Source organism: Rhodovastum atsumiense (assembly GCF_937425535.1).
GTDB classification, from domain to species: Bacteria; Pseudomonadota; Alphaproteobacteria; order Acetobacterales; family Acetobacteraceae; genus Rhodovastum; species Rhodovastum atsumiense.
The window spans coordinates 4,421,728-4,436,658 of record NZ_OW485601.1 but is presented as its reverse complement, the minus strand read 5'-3'; the positions used below and the strand labels follow the sequence as shown (position 1 = coordinate 4,436,658).

Below are 14,931 nucleotides of genomic sequence, written 5' to 3'. Positions count from 1 at the left end.
AAACAAAACCTCCCGGCCGGAGCCGGGCGGTCTCAGAACCGCACGCGCTCGGCGCGCCGGCCGATGGCGCGGCCGATGACGGTGCCGATCTCATAGGCAAGCCGGCGGTCGTCGCGGTCACGCCGCGTGCATTGCAGCGAGGCGGTCCAGGCGACCGGCTGGGCCGGATCCGGCCGCACATCTGCGCGCAGCATCAGCGTCACCGGGCCCGTGGCGCGCGGCTCGCCGCCGAGCCGGCCCTTCTCCGGCGCCTGCCGGTCGATGCCGCCGCCCATCCAACTGAAGCCGGGGCTCGCCTCGACCGTCGGCGCGGCCGCCGGCGCAGCGGCGCCGGTGAAGGTCGCGATGATGCTCAACTGTGCGGAGGGCCGCCCTGCCACCGCCACGCCGGCATGCCGCAACCCTGCCCGGAACCGCTCCGCGAGGTCCCGGTTGCGCGGCGAATCGTCGCGCACGAGCAGCCCCACCACCAGCGGCCGGGGCAAGGGCCGCAGCAGCGTCGCCGAATAACTTCCCGTGCAGCTCTGCAGGGCCCAGGCCGGCTGCGCCAGCCAGGATCCCAGAACCAGCACCAGGGCACCGGCGAATTCCACCTTCCTGCTCATCGGGACTGCCTTCCGCTCAACATGGCTGCACGGCATCGTATCGCATCGTCGCGCCCGGGCGAGGTGCAGCGGCACGCCCGGCCGCCGCACAACCATGGCTCCATTCTGGACGGCGCATCCCGCAACTGATAATCATGGGGACGTGATGCCTGGCCGGACGGCAAGGCCGCGGCATTTTGTTTAGCCGCCTCGTACCACTGTCCTAGGATCCCGCAAAAACCGCAGCGGAGAACAGGATGAAAAAGAAGAAGAACGGCAGCGCGAAGGTCGACCTTCCTCCGGAGATCGTGGCGGCGAAGGATCCCGCCCCCTCGCAGGAAGCGGCCGGGACGCAGCCGGACGGCAAGCTCGGCAACCGCGCCTACGCGCGCGAACTCGCCCGGCTGCACGAGGAACTGGTGAAGTTGCAGCTCTGGGTGGCTGCGAAGAAGCTCAAGGTGGTGGTGGTCTTCGAAGGTCGCGACGGCGCCGGCAAGGGCGGCACCATCAAGGCGATCACCGAGCGGGTCAGCCCGCGCATCTTCCGCGTCATCGCCCTGCCCGCGCCGACCGAGCGGGAGAAGTCGCAGATGTACATCCAGCGCTACCTGCCGCATTTGCCCGCGGGCGGCGAGGTGGTGATCTTCGACCGCTCCTGGTACAACCGTGCCGGTGTCGAGCGCGTGATGGGCTTCTGCACCGAACAGCAGTCCGAGGAATTCCTCGCCGCGGTGCCGGCCGTGGAGCAGGCGATGATCCGGTCCGGCATCATCCTGCTCAAATACTGGCTGGACGTCAGCATGGAGGAACAGGAACGCCGGATGCAGGCGCGCATCCAGGACGGGCGGAAGATCTGGAAGCTCTCGCCGATGGACCTGGAATCCTTCAGCCGCTGGTACGACTATTCCCGCGCCCGCGATGCCATGTTCGCCGCCTCCGACACCGCCTGGGCGCCGTGGTGGGTGGTGCGCTCCGACGACAAGAAGCGGGCGCGGCTCAACGTGATCTCGCACCTGCTCTCGCACATCCCCTACGAGACCCTGCCGCGCGAGAAGATCACGCTGCCGAAACGCAGGAAGCCGGGCGACTACAAGGAGCCCGACTACCCCTACCACTACATCGCGGAAAAATTCTGATCCCGCCGGGCCGCTCAGCCCCGCCCGCGCAGCTCCCGGAAGAACGCCCGCATTTCCTCGGCCAGGGCTGCGGGCTGTTCCATCGCCGCGAAATGCCCCCCCTGGCTGCGCAGGCTCCAGCGGCGGATATCGGCGAACAGGCGGTCCGCCACGGAGCGTGGCGGATGCAGGATCTCGCGTGGAAAGGACGCATAGCCGAGCGGCACCTCGACGCGCCGCCCCGGCGGCACCAGAGGCGGGCCATGCAACCGGTCGTAGTACGGCCAGAACGAGGCGCCGATGCAGCCGGTGAACCAGTAGAGCGAGATATCCGCGAGCATCCGGTCGCGATCGACCGCACGCGTGGGATCGCCGTCGCTATCCGTCCAGCTACGGAACTTCTCGACGAACCAGGAAGCGAGCCCCGCCGGGCTGTCCGTCAGCGCGACGGCCAGGGTCTGTGGCTTTGTCCCCTGGATCTGCTGGTAGCCGGTCTCCTCGCGCAGGAAATGCGCGAGTTCGGCGGCGAACTCACGCTCATCCTCCGTGCCGTCGCGATACAGCGCCGGATCGCGCGGCACCGCGCTCAGGAAATTGAGATGCAGCCCGGTCAGGTGCTTCGGATGATGCAGGCCCAGCGCGGTCGCGATCGCCGATCCCCAGTCGCCGCCCTGCACCCCGAAGCGCGGATGGCCCAGCGCCTCCATCAGCGCGACCATCACCTCGGCCATCGCGACGACGCCGAACCGCTTCTGCCCCGGCCGGAACGACAGCCCATAGCCCGGCAGGGACGGCGCCACCACCGTGAAGGCATCCTCCGGATCGCCGCCGAAACGGGCCGGATCGGTCAGGCGCGGGATGATGTCGAAGAACTCGAACACCGAGCCCGGCCAGCCGTGCAGCAGCAGCAGCGGCATCGGCCGTGGCCCGCGCCCCGGCACGTGCAGCGCGTGCACGTCGATGCCGTGCAGGGGCAGCGTGACCTGGGGGAAGGCATTCAGCCGCGCCTCCTCGGCACGCCAGTCGAAGCCGTCACGCCAATAGACGATCAGGTCCCGCAGGTACTCGACATCGGTGCCATATGCCCAGGCCGCGTCCGGTGCCTGGTCCGGCAGCCGCGTGGCCGCGAGCCGTGCCCGCAACTGCGCGATCTCCGCGTCGGGCACGTGCAGGGTGAAGGCGTGTGGCGTCATCGAACATCCCCCGTCTTGAGTGTCCCGGTGCCGGTAACGCACCGGGCCGGAGCCCGGTCACGCGGGGCTGGCCAGGAAGGCATGGTTCTGCCCGTCGCTGCCGGTGGCGGACCCGACGATCCAGCCGGCGTTGTTGATGTCGTTCACGCCCGGCCTGGCGCCACTGGCGGTGGTGATGTCGGTGATGACGCCTTGCCGTTCCACGAAGGCGTGCGGCGGCGTAAGACCATAGCTTCCCACCACGTCCCGCTGGTCATCAAGCGCCGTGATGGACAGCGGCCGGAACGCGTCGGCGGGAGGGGCGAGGCTGGTGGCGCTGCCATCGCCGGCGACGATGAAGGCCATGTTGAAGCTCGATGCCCCTGGCGCCATCTTCACGTTCACGCCGATCTCGCCGTGGTTGTTGATGCCGGCGGCGAACATGTACGTGCCCCCCGGCGCGGTGCTGGGCCTGTCGACGAAGCCGGGCAGGCTGACGGTGGTGAACCGCCCGCCCGCTGCGCGGAACACCTCCTGGCGGATGCTGTGCCCGGCCGGGATCGCCGCCGCCCCCACGATCTCTCCGGAATCGTTGATGTCGTCCAGGTATGTGTCGGTAGCGCCGGGGGCGTCGATCCGGGTGAACCGGCCATTCTCGTACAGGAAGCCGTGCCCGACGCCGGCGGCGTCCTGGTAACTGCCGACGATCTGGCCGGATGCGTTGATCCCGCTCGCGGTGGTGCTGCCGGCGCCGGGAACATCGAGGGTGGTGATACGGCCATCGGCCAGCAGGAACCCATGGCCATGGCCCGCGGCGTCACGGTAGCCGCCGACGACCTGGGCCTGGCCGTTCAGGCCGTATCCCCACGACGCGACGGCGCCGGGCACATCAACAGGCGAGAATACATAGGTCATCTCGCTCCCCCTTTGTCATGTCAAAGCGCAGGCCAAAGCAGTATATCACAGAAGATCGGTGGCCTTTCCGGCAGCGGCCACCGGACCCACGGAATGTAGAGCATCGCCATGGCGGATGAGTTGCCAACCGACCGGCCGCCGCCGGGGACGCCGGGACTGGTCGGGCTGATCGAGCGCAGCGTCGTGCTGCTGCTGGTGCTCGGGCTGCTGGTCGGCGTCGGCGCGGTACTGTGGCCCTTCACCACCGCCATCCTGTTCGGCGCGACCCTCGCCGTCGCCGCCTGGCCGCTGCGCCACGCCCTGGTCTCGCGTGGGCTGCGCCCGGGGCTGGTGGCAACGCTGCTGCTGCTGCTCGCCATCATCCTCGTCGTGCTGCCGGTGCTGGCGATGGCGCCGGTGGTGAGCGACCAACTGGTGCGGGGCAGCCAGGTCATCCGGGAGTATTTCGCCACCGCCCCTCCTCCGCCCGCCTGGCTCACCGGCCTGCCTTTGCTCGGCGACCGGCTCGCGCGGATCTGGAACGAGCTGGCCAGGGCCGGCGGCAACCTCGCCACCGCGCTTGCGCCCTACTCCGCGACACTGCAGCAGGCCCTGCTGGGCGCCGCCCGCGCGCTCACCGCCAGCGTGGTGCAGATCGCCCTGTCGCTGGTGGTGGCAACGATGTTCTGGATCAATGGCGCCACGCTGGCACAGGACCTGCGCGAGATCCTGCTGCGCCTTGGCGGGCCAACCGCGGCAGAGGCGCTGCAGGCCGCCGCCGGCGCGGTGCGCAGCGTCGCCTACGGCGTGATCGGCACCGCCGCGGCGCAGGCGGCGCTGCTGGCGCTTGGCCTCGCGCTGGCCGGCGTGCCAGGGGCGACCTCGCTCGGCTTCATCGGCCTGCTGCTGGCGCTCAGCCAGATCGGCGGCCCGCTGCTGGCGCTGATCTGGGGCGGCGCGGCATGGTGGCTGTTCGGCCAGGGCGAGCACGGATGGGGCATCTTCATGATCGCCTGGGGACTCCTGGTCAGCACCGTGGACAATTTTCTCAAGCCCTGGCTGATCGGGCTGGGCGTGCACATGCCAATGTCACTGACCATCCTGGGCGTGTTCGGCGGCTTCATCGCCTTCGGCTTCCTCGGGCTGTTCATCGGCCCGACCCTGATCGCCGTTGCCTTCATCCTGCTGCAGGCATGGCGCGCGGAGACGCCGCGGTAAGCGCGGGGCGCTGCCCCGCCCCCGCCAGGGCTCCGCCCTGGACCTGCCAAGGGCTTCGCCCTTGGATCCCATTCTGTGCCGCGCAGCGCCCTGGCCTTCTTCACGAAACCATCACACCTGCCGCCGCAACCATGCGGCAAGCACTGCGACGTGATGGTCGATCTCCCCCGCATGGGCGCGTGTCAGCAGGGCGTGCTGCGCGCCGGCAATGGTCACCGCCGCATCCACCGCCACCAGCCGCCCGGCCGCGACATCGGCCGCGGCCAGGATGGTCGGCGCCACCACCAGCCCACCGCCGGCGATGGCCGCCTCGTAGGCGGTGTAGAAATGCGCGAACTCCTGCCGCTTCACCCCGATCCGGCCGACGCCCGCCGCCGCCAGCCAGCGATCGAGGTCGCCCAGCCGGGTGCGGCTCTCGACCATGGGCGCCGCCTCAAGCGCCCGTTCGCGGAACCCTTCGGCCAGCAGTGACGGCGCGACATAGGCGGTCAGGCGTTCCTGGAACAGCAATTCGCGGCCATAGCCTTCGGGCACGAAGCCGTCACGGCGGATCGCCGCGTCATGCGGCATCGCCAGCCAGTCGTCGCCGGTATGGGTGGGCTGCACCCGCAGCCGCAACCCCGGCGTGTCGCGTTCCAGTTGCGGCAACAGCGGCAGCAGCCAGTTCACCGACAGGCTGGCCGGCACCAGCACGCGCAATTCGCGCGCCGGCAGATGCGTCACCATGATCTCGCCGATGCCGTTCTGGATCGTTTCCATCCCGGCGGTAACGGCGACGGCCAGGCGCCGCCCGGCCGGCGTCATCGGCGTGATGGCGCGCCACTCGCCCTCGAACAGGCGCACGCCGAGCCATTGCTCCAGCGCCCGCAACTGCTTGGTGATAGCGCCGGTGGTGACGTTCAGCTCGGCCGCCGCGGCGGCGCGGTTGCCCAGCCGGGCCACGGCCTCGAAGGCGGCAATCATGCGCAGGGGCGGCAGCGGCATGCGGGTCATTGTCGCAGTTTCACGAAGGTCCTGTTGCAAATCCAAGACACGCGGAAATTTCCTCCGATGCGGGCGGAAGCGAAGTCGCTCGCGCCGAGGCGAGCCTAGCCCGTAAAGCCTGCGCACGGAATCACGGAGATCGCCCCACGATGCAGGCCCTTGCAGTAACGAAACTCGAGGTCAACGGCCGCGCCTATGCGCCGCCGCCCCAGCCCGTGGCGGTGATCTGCATCGATGGCTGCGATCCGGAGTACCTGGCCGTAGGACTGGAAGCGAGGGAACTGCCCTTCTTCGCGCACTGCACCAGGCGGGGCCACGGCGGCACGGCGCTGGCGGCGATGCCGACCTTCACCAACCCGAACAACCTCTCGCTGGTGACCGGCGTGCCGCCGGCGGTGCACGGCGTCTCCGGCAATTTCTATCTCGACCGGGCCAGCGGCGAGACGGTGATGATCACCGGCGACGCCGAGCTGCGCGTTCCCACCATCCTCGCCGCCATGGCCGGCGCCGGCGTGCCGACCGCGGTCATCACCGCCAAGGACAAGCTGCGCGCAGCGCTGGCCAAGGGATTGCCGATCGGCGACACCGCCATCGCCGCCTCGGCCCAGCATGCCGCCGCCGCGCGCCGGGCGAGCCACGGCATCGACGACCTCGCCGCCCTGCTCGGCCGGGAGGAACCGGACCAGTATTCGGCGGATCTTTCCCTCTTCGTGCTGGATGCCGGGCTGGCATTGCTGCGGCAGGGCCGCGCGCGGCTGCTCTATCTGTCGCTGTCGGACTACGTGCAGCATCGCCACGCCCCGGACAGTCCCGAGGCGCGCGGCTTCATGCGCGCGGTGGATGCAAGGCTGGGCGCGCTGGTCGAAGCGGGCTGCCTGGTCGCGGCCACCGCCGACCATGGCATGAGCGACATGGCCCGCGCCGACGGCAGCCCGGACGTGGTCTTCATCGGCGACCTGCTGGACGCCCGTTTCGGCGCCGGCACCACGACGGTGATCTGCCCGATCACCGATCCCTTCGTGCGCCATCACGGTGCGCTGGGCGGGCTGGTACGGGTGCATCTGCTGGCCGGCGCCCCATCCGCAGCAACGGTGATCGACGCCTTGCGCGCGGAGCCGCGCCTGGGGGAAGTGCTGCACGGCGCCGAGGCCTGCGCCCGCTATGACCTCGCCCCGGAAATGGAAGGCGACGTCACCGTGATCGCCCGTGCCGGGGTGGCCCTGGGCAGCCGCGCCGCCGAGCACGATCTCGGCCAGTTGGACGGCGTCCGGCTGCGGTCGCATGGCGGGCTGGCGGAACAGAAGGTGCCCTTCGTGCTCTCCGCGCCGCTCGACCCGGCGTGGCTGGTGGTACGGCAAGTGCTGCGCAATTACGACATCTTCGATGCCGCGCTGAACGGGGTCGCCCGATGACGCGACGCGCCGTTGTCGTGGTACTGGACGGGTTGCGGCGCGACCTGCTCAGCCGCGAGGCCACGCCGGCACTCGCCGACTTTGCCGATGTAGCTACGCATTTCACCGAACACCGCAGCGTCTTCCCCTCGGCCACGCGCTGCGCCTCGGCCAGCTTCGCCACCGGCTGCTTCCCGGCCCGGCACGGGCTGCAGGGCAACACGGTAGCGCTGATGGAACAGGACGGGCTGGTGGTGCACGATGTCGGCCCGCCCGGCTTCATGGCACAGTGGCGCCGCCTCCGCGGCCGCACCCTGGCGGTGCCCACCCTGGCCGAGCGCCTCGCCCGCGCCGGCCGCGAGGCGATGCTGTTCAGCAATGTCTCGCCCGGCGCCGCGCTGGCGCATGATCCGGACGGGTTCGGCTGGGTGTTCCACCGCGCCTGCTCGCACGCCCCCGGGCCGCGCGCGCTGCGAGGCGCGGACGCAGTCGCCGACATCACCCCCGACTGTGACGGGGACACGCGGCTGACCGACCGTTTCATCACCCAGGCCGTGGCAGGCAATGCGGCGCTCGGCGTGCTCTGGCTCGGCGAGCCTGATCATACGCAGCACGAAGCCCCGCTCGGTGCGCCCGCCTGCCGCGCCGCCATCGCCGCCGCCGATGCCTGCTTCGCCCGGGTGCGCGACGCGGTGCAGGCACGCCGCGCCGCCGGCGAGGACATCCTGCTGATCGCCTGCTCCGATCATGGCCACCAGACCGTCACCGAGGTGATCGACATCGACGGCGCCCTGGAAGCGGCGGGGCTAGGCGATAGCGTGGCCGTCGCCGCCAACGGCACCGCCGTGCTGGTCTACCTCCATCCCGCCCGGGCCGCCCGCACGGAGGCCGTCATCGCCTTCCTGCGCGCGCAACCCTGGGCTGGCGAGGTGGTGGCCGGCACCGATCTCGCACGCATTGGCCAGGCGCCGGCGGAGCACCTGCTCTGCGCCGTCTCGCTCCGCGCCGACGACTTGCCGAACGCCTTCGGCGTGCCCGGCCGTGCCGCCGCCGCGCGCCCCACCCGCGGCAAGCCGGACCGGCTGGGCTGCGGCCAGCATGGCGGGCTCGGCCGCTTCGAGCAGATGCCCTTCCTGATGATCGACGGCCCCGGCTTCCACGCGGGCAAGGCGACGCGTCGCCCGAGCCGCATCGTCGATCTGGCCCCCACCATCCTGCGCCATCTCGGCCTGCCGGAAACAGGCTGCGACGGCCATGCGCTGCAACACCAGGAGCTGTGATGACCCTGTCCCTGCCCCGTCGCGCCGCCCTGCGCGGCGTTGCCGCCCTGCCTTTCGCCGGCCATGCCGCCGTCGCCCAGCCCGCGGCGGCGCCGCGCCGCGGCGGCGTGCTGAAATATGCGACGCTCGGCCTCGACACGTCGGACCCGCATCGCCACACCGGCGCGATCGGCGTGCAGCAGGCCTATGTCGAAGGGTTGACCAGCCTCACCGCCAGTGGCGGCGTCGAGCCGATGCTGGCCGAAGCCTTCGAGGTTTCGCCCGATGGCCGTGTCTACACCTTCCGCATCCGCCAGGACGTGCGCTTCCACAACGGCGACATCCTGACCGCCGCCGACGTGGTGGCGAACATGGAACGCATCCGCACGAAGATCCGCGGCGGCTGGCTGACCACTGCCATGCACCAGGCCGAGGCGATCGAGGCTCCCGATGCGCGCACCGTGGTGCTGCGGCTGAAGGAACCCTTCGCGCCGCTGCTGAACCTGGCGTCTGAACTGTGGATTCTCTCGCCGAAATCGCCGGGCTGGGAGGAGACCATCACCCAACCGATCGGCACCGGGCCGTTCACCTTCGGTGAATGGCAGCCCAAGGTCCGCTTCTACGCCCCAGCCTTCCCCGGCTACTGGCAGGTGGGCAAGCCCTATCTGGCTGCTGTCGAATTCGATCTGCGCGAGGTGGCTGATCCCGGCCTCGCCCTGCGCGCGGGCGACCTGCACGTGGCGGCGGTCACGCGCGACCGGCTGCGGCCGCTGCTGCGCGACGCTGCGCTGCATGCACGGCCGATCCGCGACACCACCTGGTATTTCGTCTCCTTCAACAACCGCCGCCCGGCGAAGCCCTTCGACGACGCGCGCGTGCGCCGCGCCATCGGCCATGCCATCGACAAGCGCGCGGTGATGAATTTCGTCGCCGGTCGCGACGCCATCGTCACCAACCAGATGGTCATCCCCGGCAACATCCATTTCGACCAGGCGACCCACGACGCCGACATCTTTGCAAAGCCCGATCCGCAGCGTGCCCGTGCCCTGCTGCGCGAGGCCGGCGTCGATCCGGCGAAGCGCCGGCTCGACGTGATCTCCTGGCAGGGCGCCTGGCCGCAGGCCGTGGTGCAGATGATCAAGGCGCTCGGCTTCGAGGTGAACCACGTCGCCCTGGACGACATCGGCGCGCAGCGGCGCCTTGGCCAGTACGACTGGGACATCGCACTGTTCGAATCCGGCCCGCGCGCCGACATCTTCCTGCGCTACGTGCGCCTGATGAGCGACGGGCCGAACCCGGTGCTGTGGGGCGGCATCCAGGACGAGGTGCTGGACGGGCTGATCGACAAGGCCGTCGCCGAGCCCGACCAGGCGCGGCGGGTGGCGAACTACCTCGCCGCCTGGAAGCGGGTCATGGCGCAGGATTACTTCTACGTTCTCGGCCACGAGCAATCGGTGATCGTCAACCGCGACGAGGTGCAGGGCTGGGAGCCGGGCTTCACCTGGTCGCCGCACTGGGCCAGCGGCGGAATCGCCCGTACCTGGCTGAAGGCGTGATGAGCGGCGCCGTCCTCCTGCCGGCGCGGATGGCCCTGCCATCGGCCCGGCTCGCCCTCGGCGCCGCGCTGGTGCTGCTGGCGCTGCTGCCGGGCCTGGCACGGCTGGGACTGGCATGGCTGGGATCGGGCGGCGCCGACCCGCTGGGCCAGGACCTGCTGGCCTTGAACCTTCCGCCCGGGACCGGACACGTTCTCGGCACCGACCACCTCGGCCGCGATGTGCTGGCACGGCTGACCGCCGGCACCTGGCTGACCCTGTCCACCGGCCTGGGCGGGACGCTGCTGGCGACCCTGCCCGGTGCCGCGCTGGGGCTGCTGGCACTGACCCTGGGCGGGGTGGTGCGCGCCGCCACCTTCGCCGCCTTCGACCTGCTGCGCGTGCTGCCCGGCATCCTGCTGGCGCTGCTGACCGCGGTGGTGCTGGGCAACGGCAGCTTTCCGGTAATGCTGGCGCTCGGCCTCTCCTACGCGCCGCTTTTCGCCGAGCTGGTGCGGGCGGCGCATGCGCGCGAGATGGCGTCGGACTATGTTGCCGCCGCGCAGGTCTTCGGCCAGGGCAGGCTGACCGTGCTGGGACGGCACGTGCTGCCGAACCTGCTGGGGCCGGTGGTGACGCTGGCGGTCATCGTGCTGCCCCGCTGCATCGTCACCGAATCGGTGCTGTCCTTTCTCGGCCTTGGCACCGCGCCCGACCAGCCGAGCTGGGGCCGCATGATCGCCGATGCCAGCGGCTTCGCCGAGGACGCGCCGCATGCGGTGCTGGCGCCGATGCTGGCGCTGTCGCTGCTGACACTGGGCCTGTCCCTGCTTGGCGAATCGGCCCGCCGCCACTTCGATCCGCTGCGGCGGGAGGCCGCACCATGACCCGGTACTGGCCCGTGCTCGCGGGGCTGCTGCGCGCGCTGGCGCTGATCTCCGCCATCGTCGTCATCGTCTTCCTGCTGATCCGCGCCGTGCCCGGCGATGCCGTGGACGTGCTCGCGGCGCAAGGCGACCTGACGGCGCGGCAACAGGCGGCGCTGCGCACCGAACTTGGCCTCGATGCGACGCTGGCGGGGCAGTTGCGACGCTGGGTCGCGCATGCGGCCACGGGCGATCTCGGTCAGTCGCTGCGCTTCGGCCGGCCGGTGGCGGCGATGGTGACGCAGGCGCTGCCCACCACGCTGGGTTTCGCCGCCGCCGCCTTCGCCTTCGGCTTCGCGCTGGCGCTGCTGCTGGCGGTCGGGGCGCTGCTGGCGCCGCGCTCACCGCTGCCGGCGCTGGTCGAGGCGGTCAATCTCTGGTCCATCGCGGTGCCGACTTTCGTCGCCGGCATCGTCGCCATCCTGGTGTTCTCGATCTGGCTCGGCTGGCTGCCGGTGATCGGCAACCTGCCAGTGCCCATCGTGGTGCTCGGCCTCGACATCGCCGGCCAGCTCGCCAAACCGCTGCTGGAGGAACTGCGCGAGGCCCGCCTCGCCCCGCATGTCCGCGCCGCCCATGCGCGCGGGCTGCATCCGCTGCGCATCGTCCTGCGCCACGTGCTGCCGGCGGCCTTGCCGGTGCTGCTGGCGCTCGCCTCGGTCAGCCTGGCCTCGCTGATCGGCGGCACCCTCACCATGGAGGCGCTGTTCGGCCTGCCCGGCCTGGGCTCCCTGGTGCTGAACGCGGTGAACGGCCGCGACTATCCGGTGCTGCAGGCGGTGATCATCGTGCTCGCCCTCGGCGTCGTCCTGGTCAACGCGGTGGCCGACCTGGCGCGCCGCCTCATCGATCCCCGCGTGAGGGCATGATGTCCGCTTTGCTGCGCCTCTCAGGCCTGACCATCGGCCTGCCCGGCCGCGCGCCACTGGTGCGCGATATCTCCTTCGACCTTGCCGCCGGCGAGGTGCTCGGCCTGGTCGGCGAATCCGGCAGTGGCAAGTCGCTCACCGTCTCGGCGCTGATCGGGCTGCTGCCGCCGGCGATGCGCCGCGCCGGCAGCGCCCGCTTCGACGGGCAGGAGCTGTTCACCCTGGCGCCGCGCGCGTGGCGGCGTCTGCGTGGCCGGCGCATCGCCATGGTGTTCCAGGACCCGATGGCGGTGCTCAACCCCTTCATGACCATCGGCGCCCAGATCGAGGAAGTGCTGCGCGCGCATCATCCGTTCCGTGGCGCCGCCCTGCGTGCCCGCGCGGCGGCGCTGCTGACCGAGGTCGGGCTCGACATCACCCTGGCCGGGCGGCACGCGCATGCGCTCTCCGGCGGACAGCAGCAACGCGTGGTGATCGCGCTCGCCCTGGCCGGCGATCCCTGCCTGCTGCTGGCCGACGAGCCGACCACCGCGCTCGATACCGTGGTGCAGGCACAGATCCTGGCGCTGCTGCGCGACCTGGTGTCACGCCGCGGCCTCGCGATGATCTTCATCTCGCACGACCTCGCGGTGGTGGCACGCATCGCCGACCGCGTCGGCATCATGCACCGGGGCGAGCTGCTGGAACTCGGCGCCACCGATCGCCTGCTCGCGCACCCGGAACATCCCTACAGCCGTGCCCTGGTGACGGCGCGCCACGCGCTGCGGCCCTGGCCAGACCAGCCCGCCGCCGCGCCGGTGCTGCGCCTGCGCGGCCTGCACGTCGCCTATCGCAGTGGCTGGCTGCCCGGTCGCGCCCGGAAGGTGGTGCATGGCATCGACCTGGACATTCCCGCCGGCGGCGTGCTCAGCCTCATCGGTGCCTCCGGCAGCGGCAAGAGCAGCGTTGCCCGCGCCCTGGTCGGGCTCGCGCCGGCCCACGCCGCGCTGGCAGAGGTGAACGGACGCCCCCTGCCCTTCGGTCTCGCCGGCCGGCGCAAGGCCGCCGCGCAGCAAGTGCAGATCGTCTTCCAGAACCCGCCGGCCTCGCTGAACCCGCGCCTGAGCGTCGCCGCGATGCTGGCCGAGGCAGTGTCGCGCCAGCGCCTGACCCGTGCCGAGGTACTCGCCCGCATGGGCGCGGTGCTACGCGAGGTCGGCCTGGACGAAAGCCACCTGACGCGCTTGCCGCACCAGCTCTCCGGCGGTCAGCAACAGCGCATCGCCATCGCCCGCGCCCTGCTCGCCGGGCCATCTCTGTTAATCTGCGACGAAATCCTCTCGGCCCTGGACGCCAACGTGCAGGTCCAGATCATTGACCTGCTGCGTGGCCTGCGCGAGCGGCGTGGCCTCGCGCTGCTGTTCATCGGCCATGACCTTTCGGTGGTGCGCACCCTTGGCGGCGAGGTCGCGGTCATGGACGCCGGCACCATCGTCGAACGAGGCGCGGCGGCGGATGTGTTGTCCAGGCCGTGCCATGCGTTCACTCGCCGGCTGCTGGCGGCAGAACCGTACCGGGATTCTGCCGCGCAGCGCGAATGGGGTGCAGGGGCCGTGTGGCCCCTGCCGGGTCCAGGGCAGAGCCCTGGCCTTCTTCCTGTCTGAAGTTCAGGCTTCGGCGGCGACCGGCGCCACCGGTTCGACGTCCGGCAGGCGTTCCACCTTGCCGACGACGAAGATGTAGGAAAGTGCCCCGATCAGCGCCATGGCGCCGACATAGGTCAGCCCGAGCGAGAAATTCCCGCCCTGCACCAGGAAGCCGATGATGATCGGCACGGTGATGGCGGAGAGGTTGCCCATGAAATTGAACACCCCGCCGGTCAGCCCGATCAGCCGTTGCGGCGCCAGTGCCGAGACCAGCGACCAGGTGATCGAGGCCAGGCCGTTGCCGAAAAACGCCAACGTCAGGAAGGCGATGACCAGCGCCGGGGCGTCAACATAGTTGCAGCCGATGATGCTGATCGAAAGCAGCAGGCCGGTGACGATCGGCACCTTGCGCGCGGTGCCGAGCGAGGCGCCGCGACGGATCAGGAAATCCGAGATCAGGCCCGAGCACAGCACGCCGAGGAACGCCGCCAGGAACGGCAGGGAGGCGAGGAACCCGGCCTTGACGTAGCTCATGCCCCGATACTGCACGAGATAGGTCGGGAACCAGGTCAGGAAGAACCACAGCGTCGAGGTGACGGCGTACTGGCCGATATAGACGCCCCAGAGTTTGCGCGAGCCGAGTACGCGGCCGAAATCGGCCAACGCGAAGGCCGGGCGCGGTGCACCGGTCTTGCGCGCGCTGAGATCGACCAATCCGCCGCCCTGGCGGATCAGCGTGATCTCGGCCTCGTTGGTGAAGCGGAACTGCCGCGGCTCGCGGTAGACCAGGAACCAGAACACGCCCCAGACCAGCCCGGCGCAGCCGGTGGCGACGAATACCATGTGCCAGCCGATCTCGGACTGGATCCACAGCAGCACCGGCGTCAGGAAGGCAAGCCCCACGAACTGGCCGGAAGTGTAGAAGCCGATCGCGGTGGCGCGGCCGCTCTCGGGGAACCAGGCGGTGACGACACGGTTGTTGATCGGGTAGGACGGCGCTTCCAGCACACCGATCGCGAAGCGGATGGCGATCAGCCCGACGACGCTGCCGGCGAAGCCGAGCATGACCGTGGCCACCGACCACAGCAGGATCAGCACTGTGTACAGCACCCGCGGCGGCACGCGGTCCACCAGCCAGCCGCCGGGAATCTGGCAGAGCGCGTACGACCAGCCGAAGGCGGAGAGCACGAAGCCCATGTGCACCGGGTCGATGCCCAGTTCCTTGCTCATCACCGGCGCGGTGATGGAAAGGTTGCTGCGGTCGAGGTAGTTGATCACCACGGTGATGAACAGCAGTACCATGATGAAGTAGCGCGAGCGGGTCGGCGCGGTGCCGGCCGGGAGGGAGTCGTTCATCGC

The 14,931-nt window shown here is 70.5% G+C and carries 13 protein-coding genes; 8 read left to right on the top strand and 5 right to left on the bottom strand.

Features of this window, described 5'->3' with window-relative positions; all coding sequences use genetic code 11:
* Positions 1 to 32: 32 nt before the first annotated feature.
* A complete protein-coding gene (locus NBY65_RS19995) occupies positions 33 to 605 on the bottom strand; it encodes a hypothetical protein (protein ID WP_150042518.1) in 573 nt (190 codons plus the stop codon).
* 236 nt (positions 606 to 841) lie between these two features.
* Here NBY65_RS19995 and ppk2 point away from each other — a divergent pair, with 236 nt between their 5' ends.
* Complete coding sequence (ppk2, locus tag NBY65_RS19990; protein WP_150042519.1) at positions 842 to 1,720, top strand: polyphosphate kinase 2; 879 nt, start codon at positions 842 to 844, stop codon at positions 1,718 to 1,720.
* A gap of 14 nt (positions 1,721 to 1,734) precedes the next feature.
* Here the strand turns inward: ppk2 and NBY65_RS19985 are convergent, their stop codons facing one another.
* Both NBY65_RS19985 and NBY65_RS19980 read right to left on the bottom strand, forming a co-directional pair.
* Complete coding sequence (locus tag NBY65_RS19985) at positions 1,735 to 2,892, bottom strand: epoxide hydrolase family protein (protein ID WP_150042520.1); 1,158 nt, start codon at positions 2,890 to 2,892, stop codon at positions 1,735 to 1,737.
* Positions 2,893 to 2,949: 57 nt separating this feature from the next.
* Positions 2,950 to 3,786: a hypothetical protein gene (locus NBY65_RS19980; RefSeq protein WP_150042555.1), complete on the bottom strand. Its 837-nt coding sequence runs from the start codon at positions 3,784 to 3,786 to the stop codon at positions 2,950 to 2,952.
* 108 nt (positions 3,787 to 3,894) lie between these two features.
* Between NBY65_RS19980 and NBY65_RS19975 the strand changes: the two genes are divergently transcribed.
* A complete protein-coding gene (locus NBY65_RS19975; RefSeq protein ID WP_150042521.1) occupies positions 3,895 to 4,983 on the top strand; it encodes an AI-2E family transporter in 1,089 nt (362 codons plus the stop codon).
* Between the two features lie 111 nt (positions 4,984 to 5,094).
* Here NBY65_RS19975 and NBY65_RS19970 read toward each other — a convergent pair whose 3' ends face one another.
* The gene (locus tag NBY65_RS19970; protein ID WP_150042522.1) at positions 5,095 to 5,976 is read right to left on the bottom strand and encodes a LysR substrate-binding domain-containing protein; all 882 of its coding nucleotides are present in this window, start codon (positions 5,974 to 5,976) and stop codon (positions 5,095 to 5,097) included.
* Between the two features lie 140 nt (positions 5,977 to 6,116).
* Between NBY65_RS19970 and phnA the strand changes: the two genes are divergently transcribed.
* From phnA to nikE, 6 genes are read left to right on the top strand one after another with little or no spacing between them, the layout of a single operon-like run.
* Positions 6,117 to 7,379 (top strand): phosphonoacetate hydrolase, encoded by a 1,263-nt coding sequence (gene phnA / locus NBY65_RS19965; protein ID WP_150042523.1) that lies wholly within the window; start codon positions 6,117 to 6,119, stop codon positions 7,377 to 7,379.
* On the top strand, positions 7,376 to 8,638 hold the full coding sequence (locus tag NBY65_RS19960; RefSeq protein WP_150042524.1) for an alkaline phosphatase family protein: 1,263 nt from the start codon (positions 7,376 to 7,378) through the stop codon (positions 8,636 to 8,638). Before phnA ends, NBY65_RS19960 begins: the two co-directional genes overlap by 4 nt.
* A complete protein-coding gene (locus NBY65_RS19955) occupies positions 8,638 to 10,173 on the top strand; it encodes an ABC transporter substrate-binding protein (RefSeq protein WP_150042525.1) in 1,536 nt (511 codons plus the stop codon). The genes NBY65_RS19960 and NBY65_RS19955 overlap by 1 nt, the downstream gene beginning before the upstream one ends.
* On the top strand, positions 10,173 to 11,039 hold the full coding sequence (locus NBY65_RS19950; RefSeq protein ID WP_203330586.1) for an ABC transporter permease: 867 nt from the start codon (positions 10,173 to 10,175) through the stop codon (positions 11,037 to 11,039). The genes NBY65_RS19955 and NBY65_RS19950 overlap by 1 nt, the downstream gene beginning before the upstream one ends.
* Complete coding sequence (locus tag NBY65_RS19945; protein WP_150042526.1) at positions 11,036 to 11,947, top strand: ABC transporter permease; 912 nt, start codon at positions 11,036 to 11,038, stop codon at positions 11,945 to 11,947. The genes NBY65_RS19950 and NBY65_RS19945 overlap by 4 nt, the downstream gene beginning before the upstream one ends.
* Positions 11,948 to 11,955: 8 nt before the next feature.
* A complete protein-coding gene (nikE, locus tag NBY65_RS19940; RefSeq protein ID WP_203330587.1) occupies positions 11,956 to 13,590 on the top strand; it encodes a nickel ABC transporter ATP-binding protein NikE in 1,635 nt (544 codons plus the stop codon).
* A 3-nt stretch (positions 13,591 to 13,593) separates the two neighbouring features.
* Here the strand turns inward: nikE and NBY65_RS19935 are convergent, their stop codons facing one another.
* Positions 13,594 to 14,928, bottom strand: coding sequence for an MFS transporter (locus NBY65_RS19935; RefSeq protein WP_150042528.1), 1,335 nt, complete (start codon positions 14,926 to 14,928; stop codon positions 13,594 to 13,596).
* Positions 14,929 to 14,931 lie beyond the last annotated feature (3 nt).

What these genes read in the sequence shown, in the direction of transcription:
- ppk2 (WP_150042519.1), top strand. Translation starts at nt 842, where the DNA reads ATGAAAAAGAAGAAGAACGGCAGCGCGAAGGTCGACCTTCCTCCGGAG.
- NBY65_RS19935 (WP_150042528.1), bottom strand. Translation starts at nt 14,928, where the DNA reads ATGAACGACTCCCTCCCGGCCGGCACCGCGCCGACCCGCTCGCGCTAC.
- NBY65_RS19995 (WP_150042518.1), bottom strand. Translation starts at nt 605, where the DNA reads ATGAGCAGGAAGGTGGAATTCGCCGGTGCCCTGGTGCTGGTTCTGGGA.
- NBY65_RS19980 (WP_150042555.1), bottom strand. Translation starts at nt 3,786, where the DNA reads ATGACCTATGTATTCTCGCCTGTTGATGTGCCCGGCGCCGTCGCGTCG.
- NBY65_RS19975 (WP_150042521.1), top strand. Translation starts at nt 3,895, where the DNA reads ATGGCGGATGAGTTGCCAACCGACCGGCCGCCGCCGGGGACGCCGGGA.
- NBY65_RS19945 (WP_150042526.1), top strand. Translation starts at nt 11,036, where the DNA reads ATGACCCGGTACTGGCCCGTGCTCGCGGGGCTGCTGCGCGCGCTGGCG.
- NBY65_RS19950 (WP_203330586.1), top strand. Translation starts at nt 10,173, where the DNA reads ATGAGCGGCGCCGTCCTCCTGCCGGCGCGGATGGCCCTGCCATCGGCC.
- NBY65_RS19970 (WP_150042522.1), bottom strand. Translation starts at nt 5,976, where the DNA reads ATGACCCGCATGCCGCTGCCGCCCCTGCGCATGATTGCCGCCTTCGAG.
- NBY65_RS19960 (WP_150042524.1), top strand. Translation starts at nt 7,376, where the DNA reads ATGACGCGACGCGCCGTTGTCGTGGTACTGGACGGGTTGCGGCGCGAC.
- NBY65_RS19985 (WP_150042520.1), bottom strand. Translation starts at nt 2,892, where the DNA reads ATGACGCCACACGCCTTCACCCTGCACGTGCCCGACGCGGAGATCGCG.
- phnA (WP_150042523.1), top strand. Translation starts at nt 6,117, where the DNA reads ATGCAGGCCCTTGCAGTAACGAAACTCGAGGTCAACGGCCGCGCCTAT.
- NBY65_RS19955 (WP_150042525.1), top strand. Translation starts at nt 8,638, where the DNA reads ATGACCCTGTCCCTGCCCCGTCGCGCCGCCCTGCGCGGCGTTGCCGCC.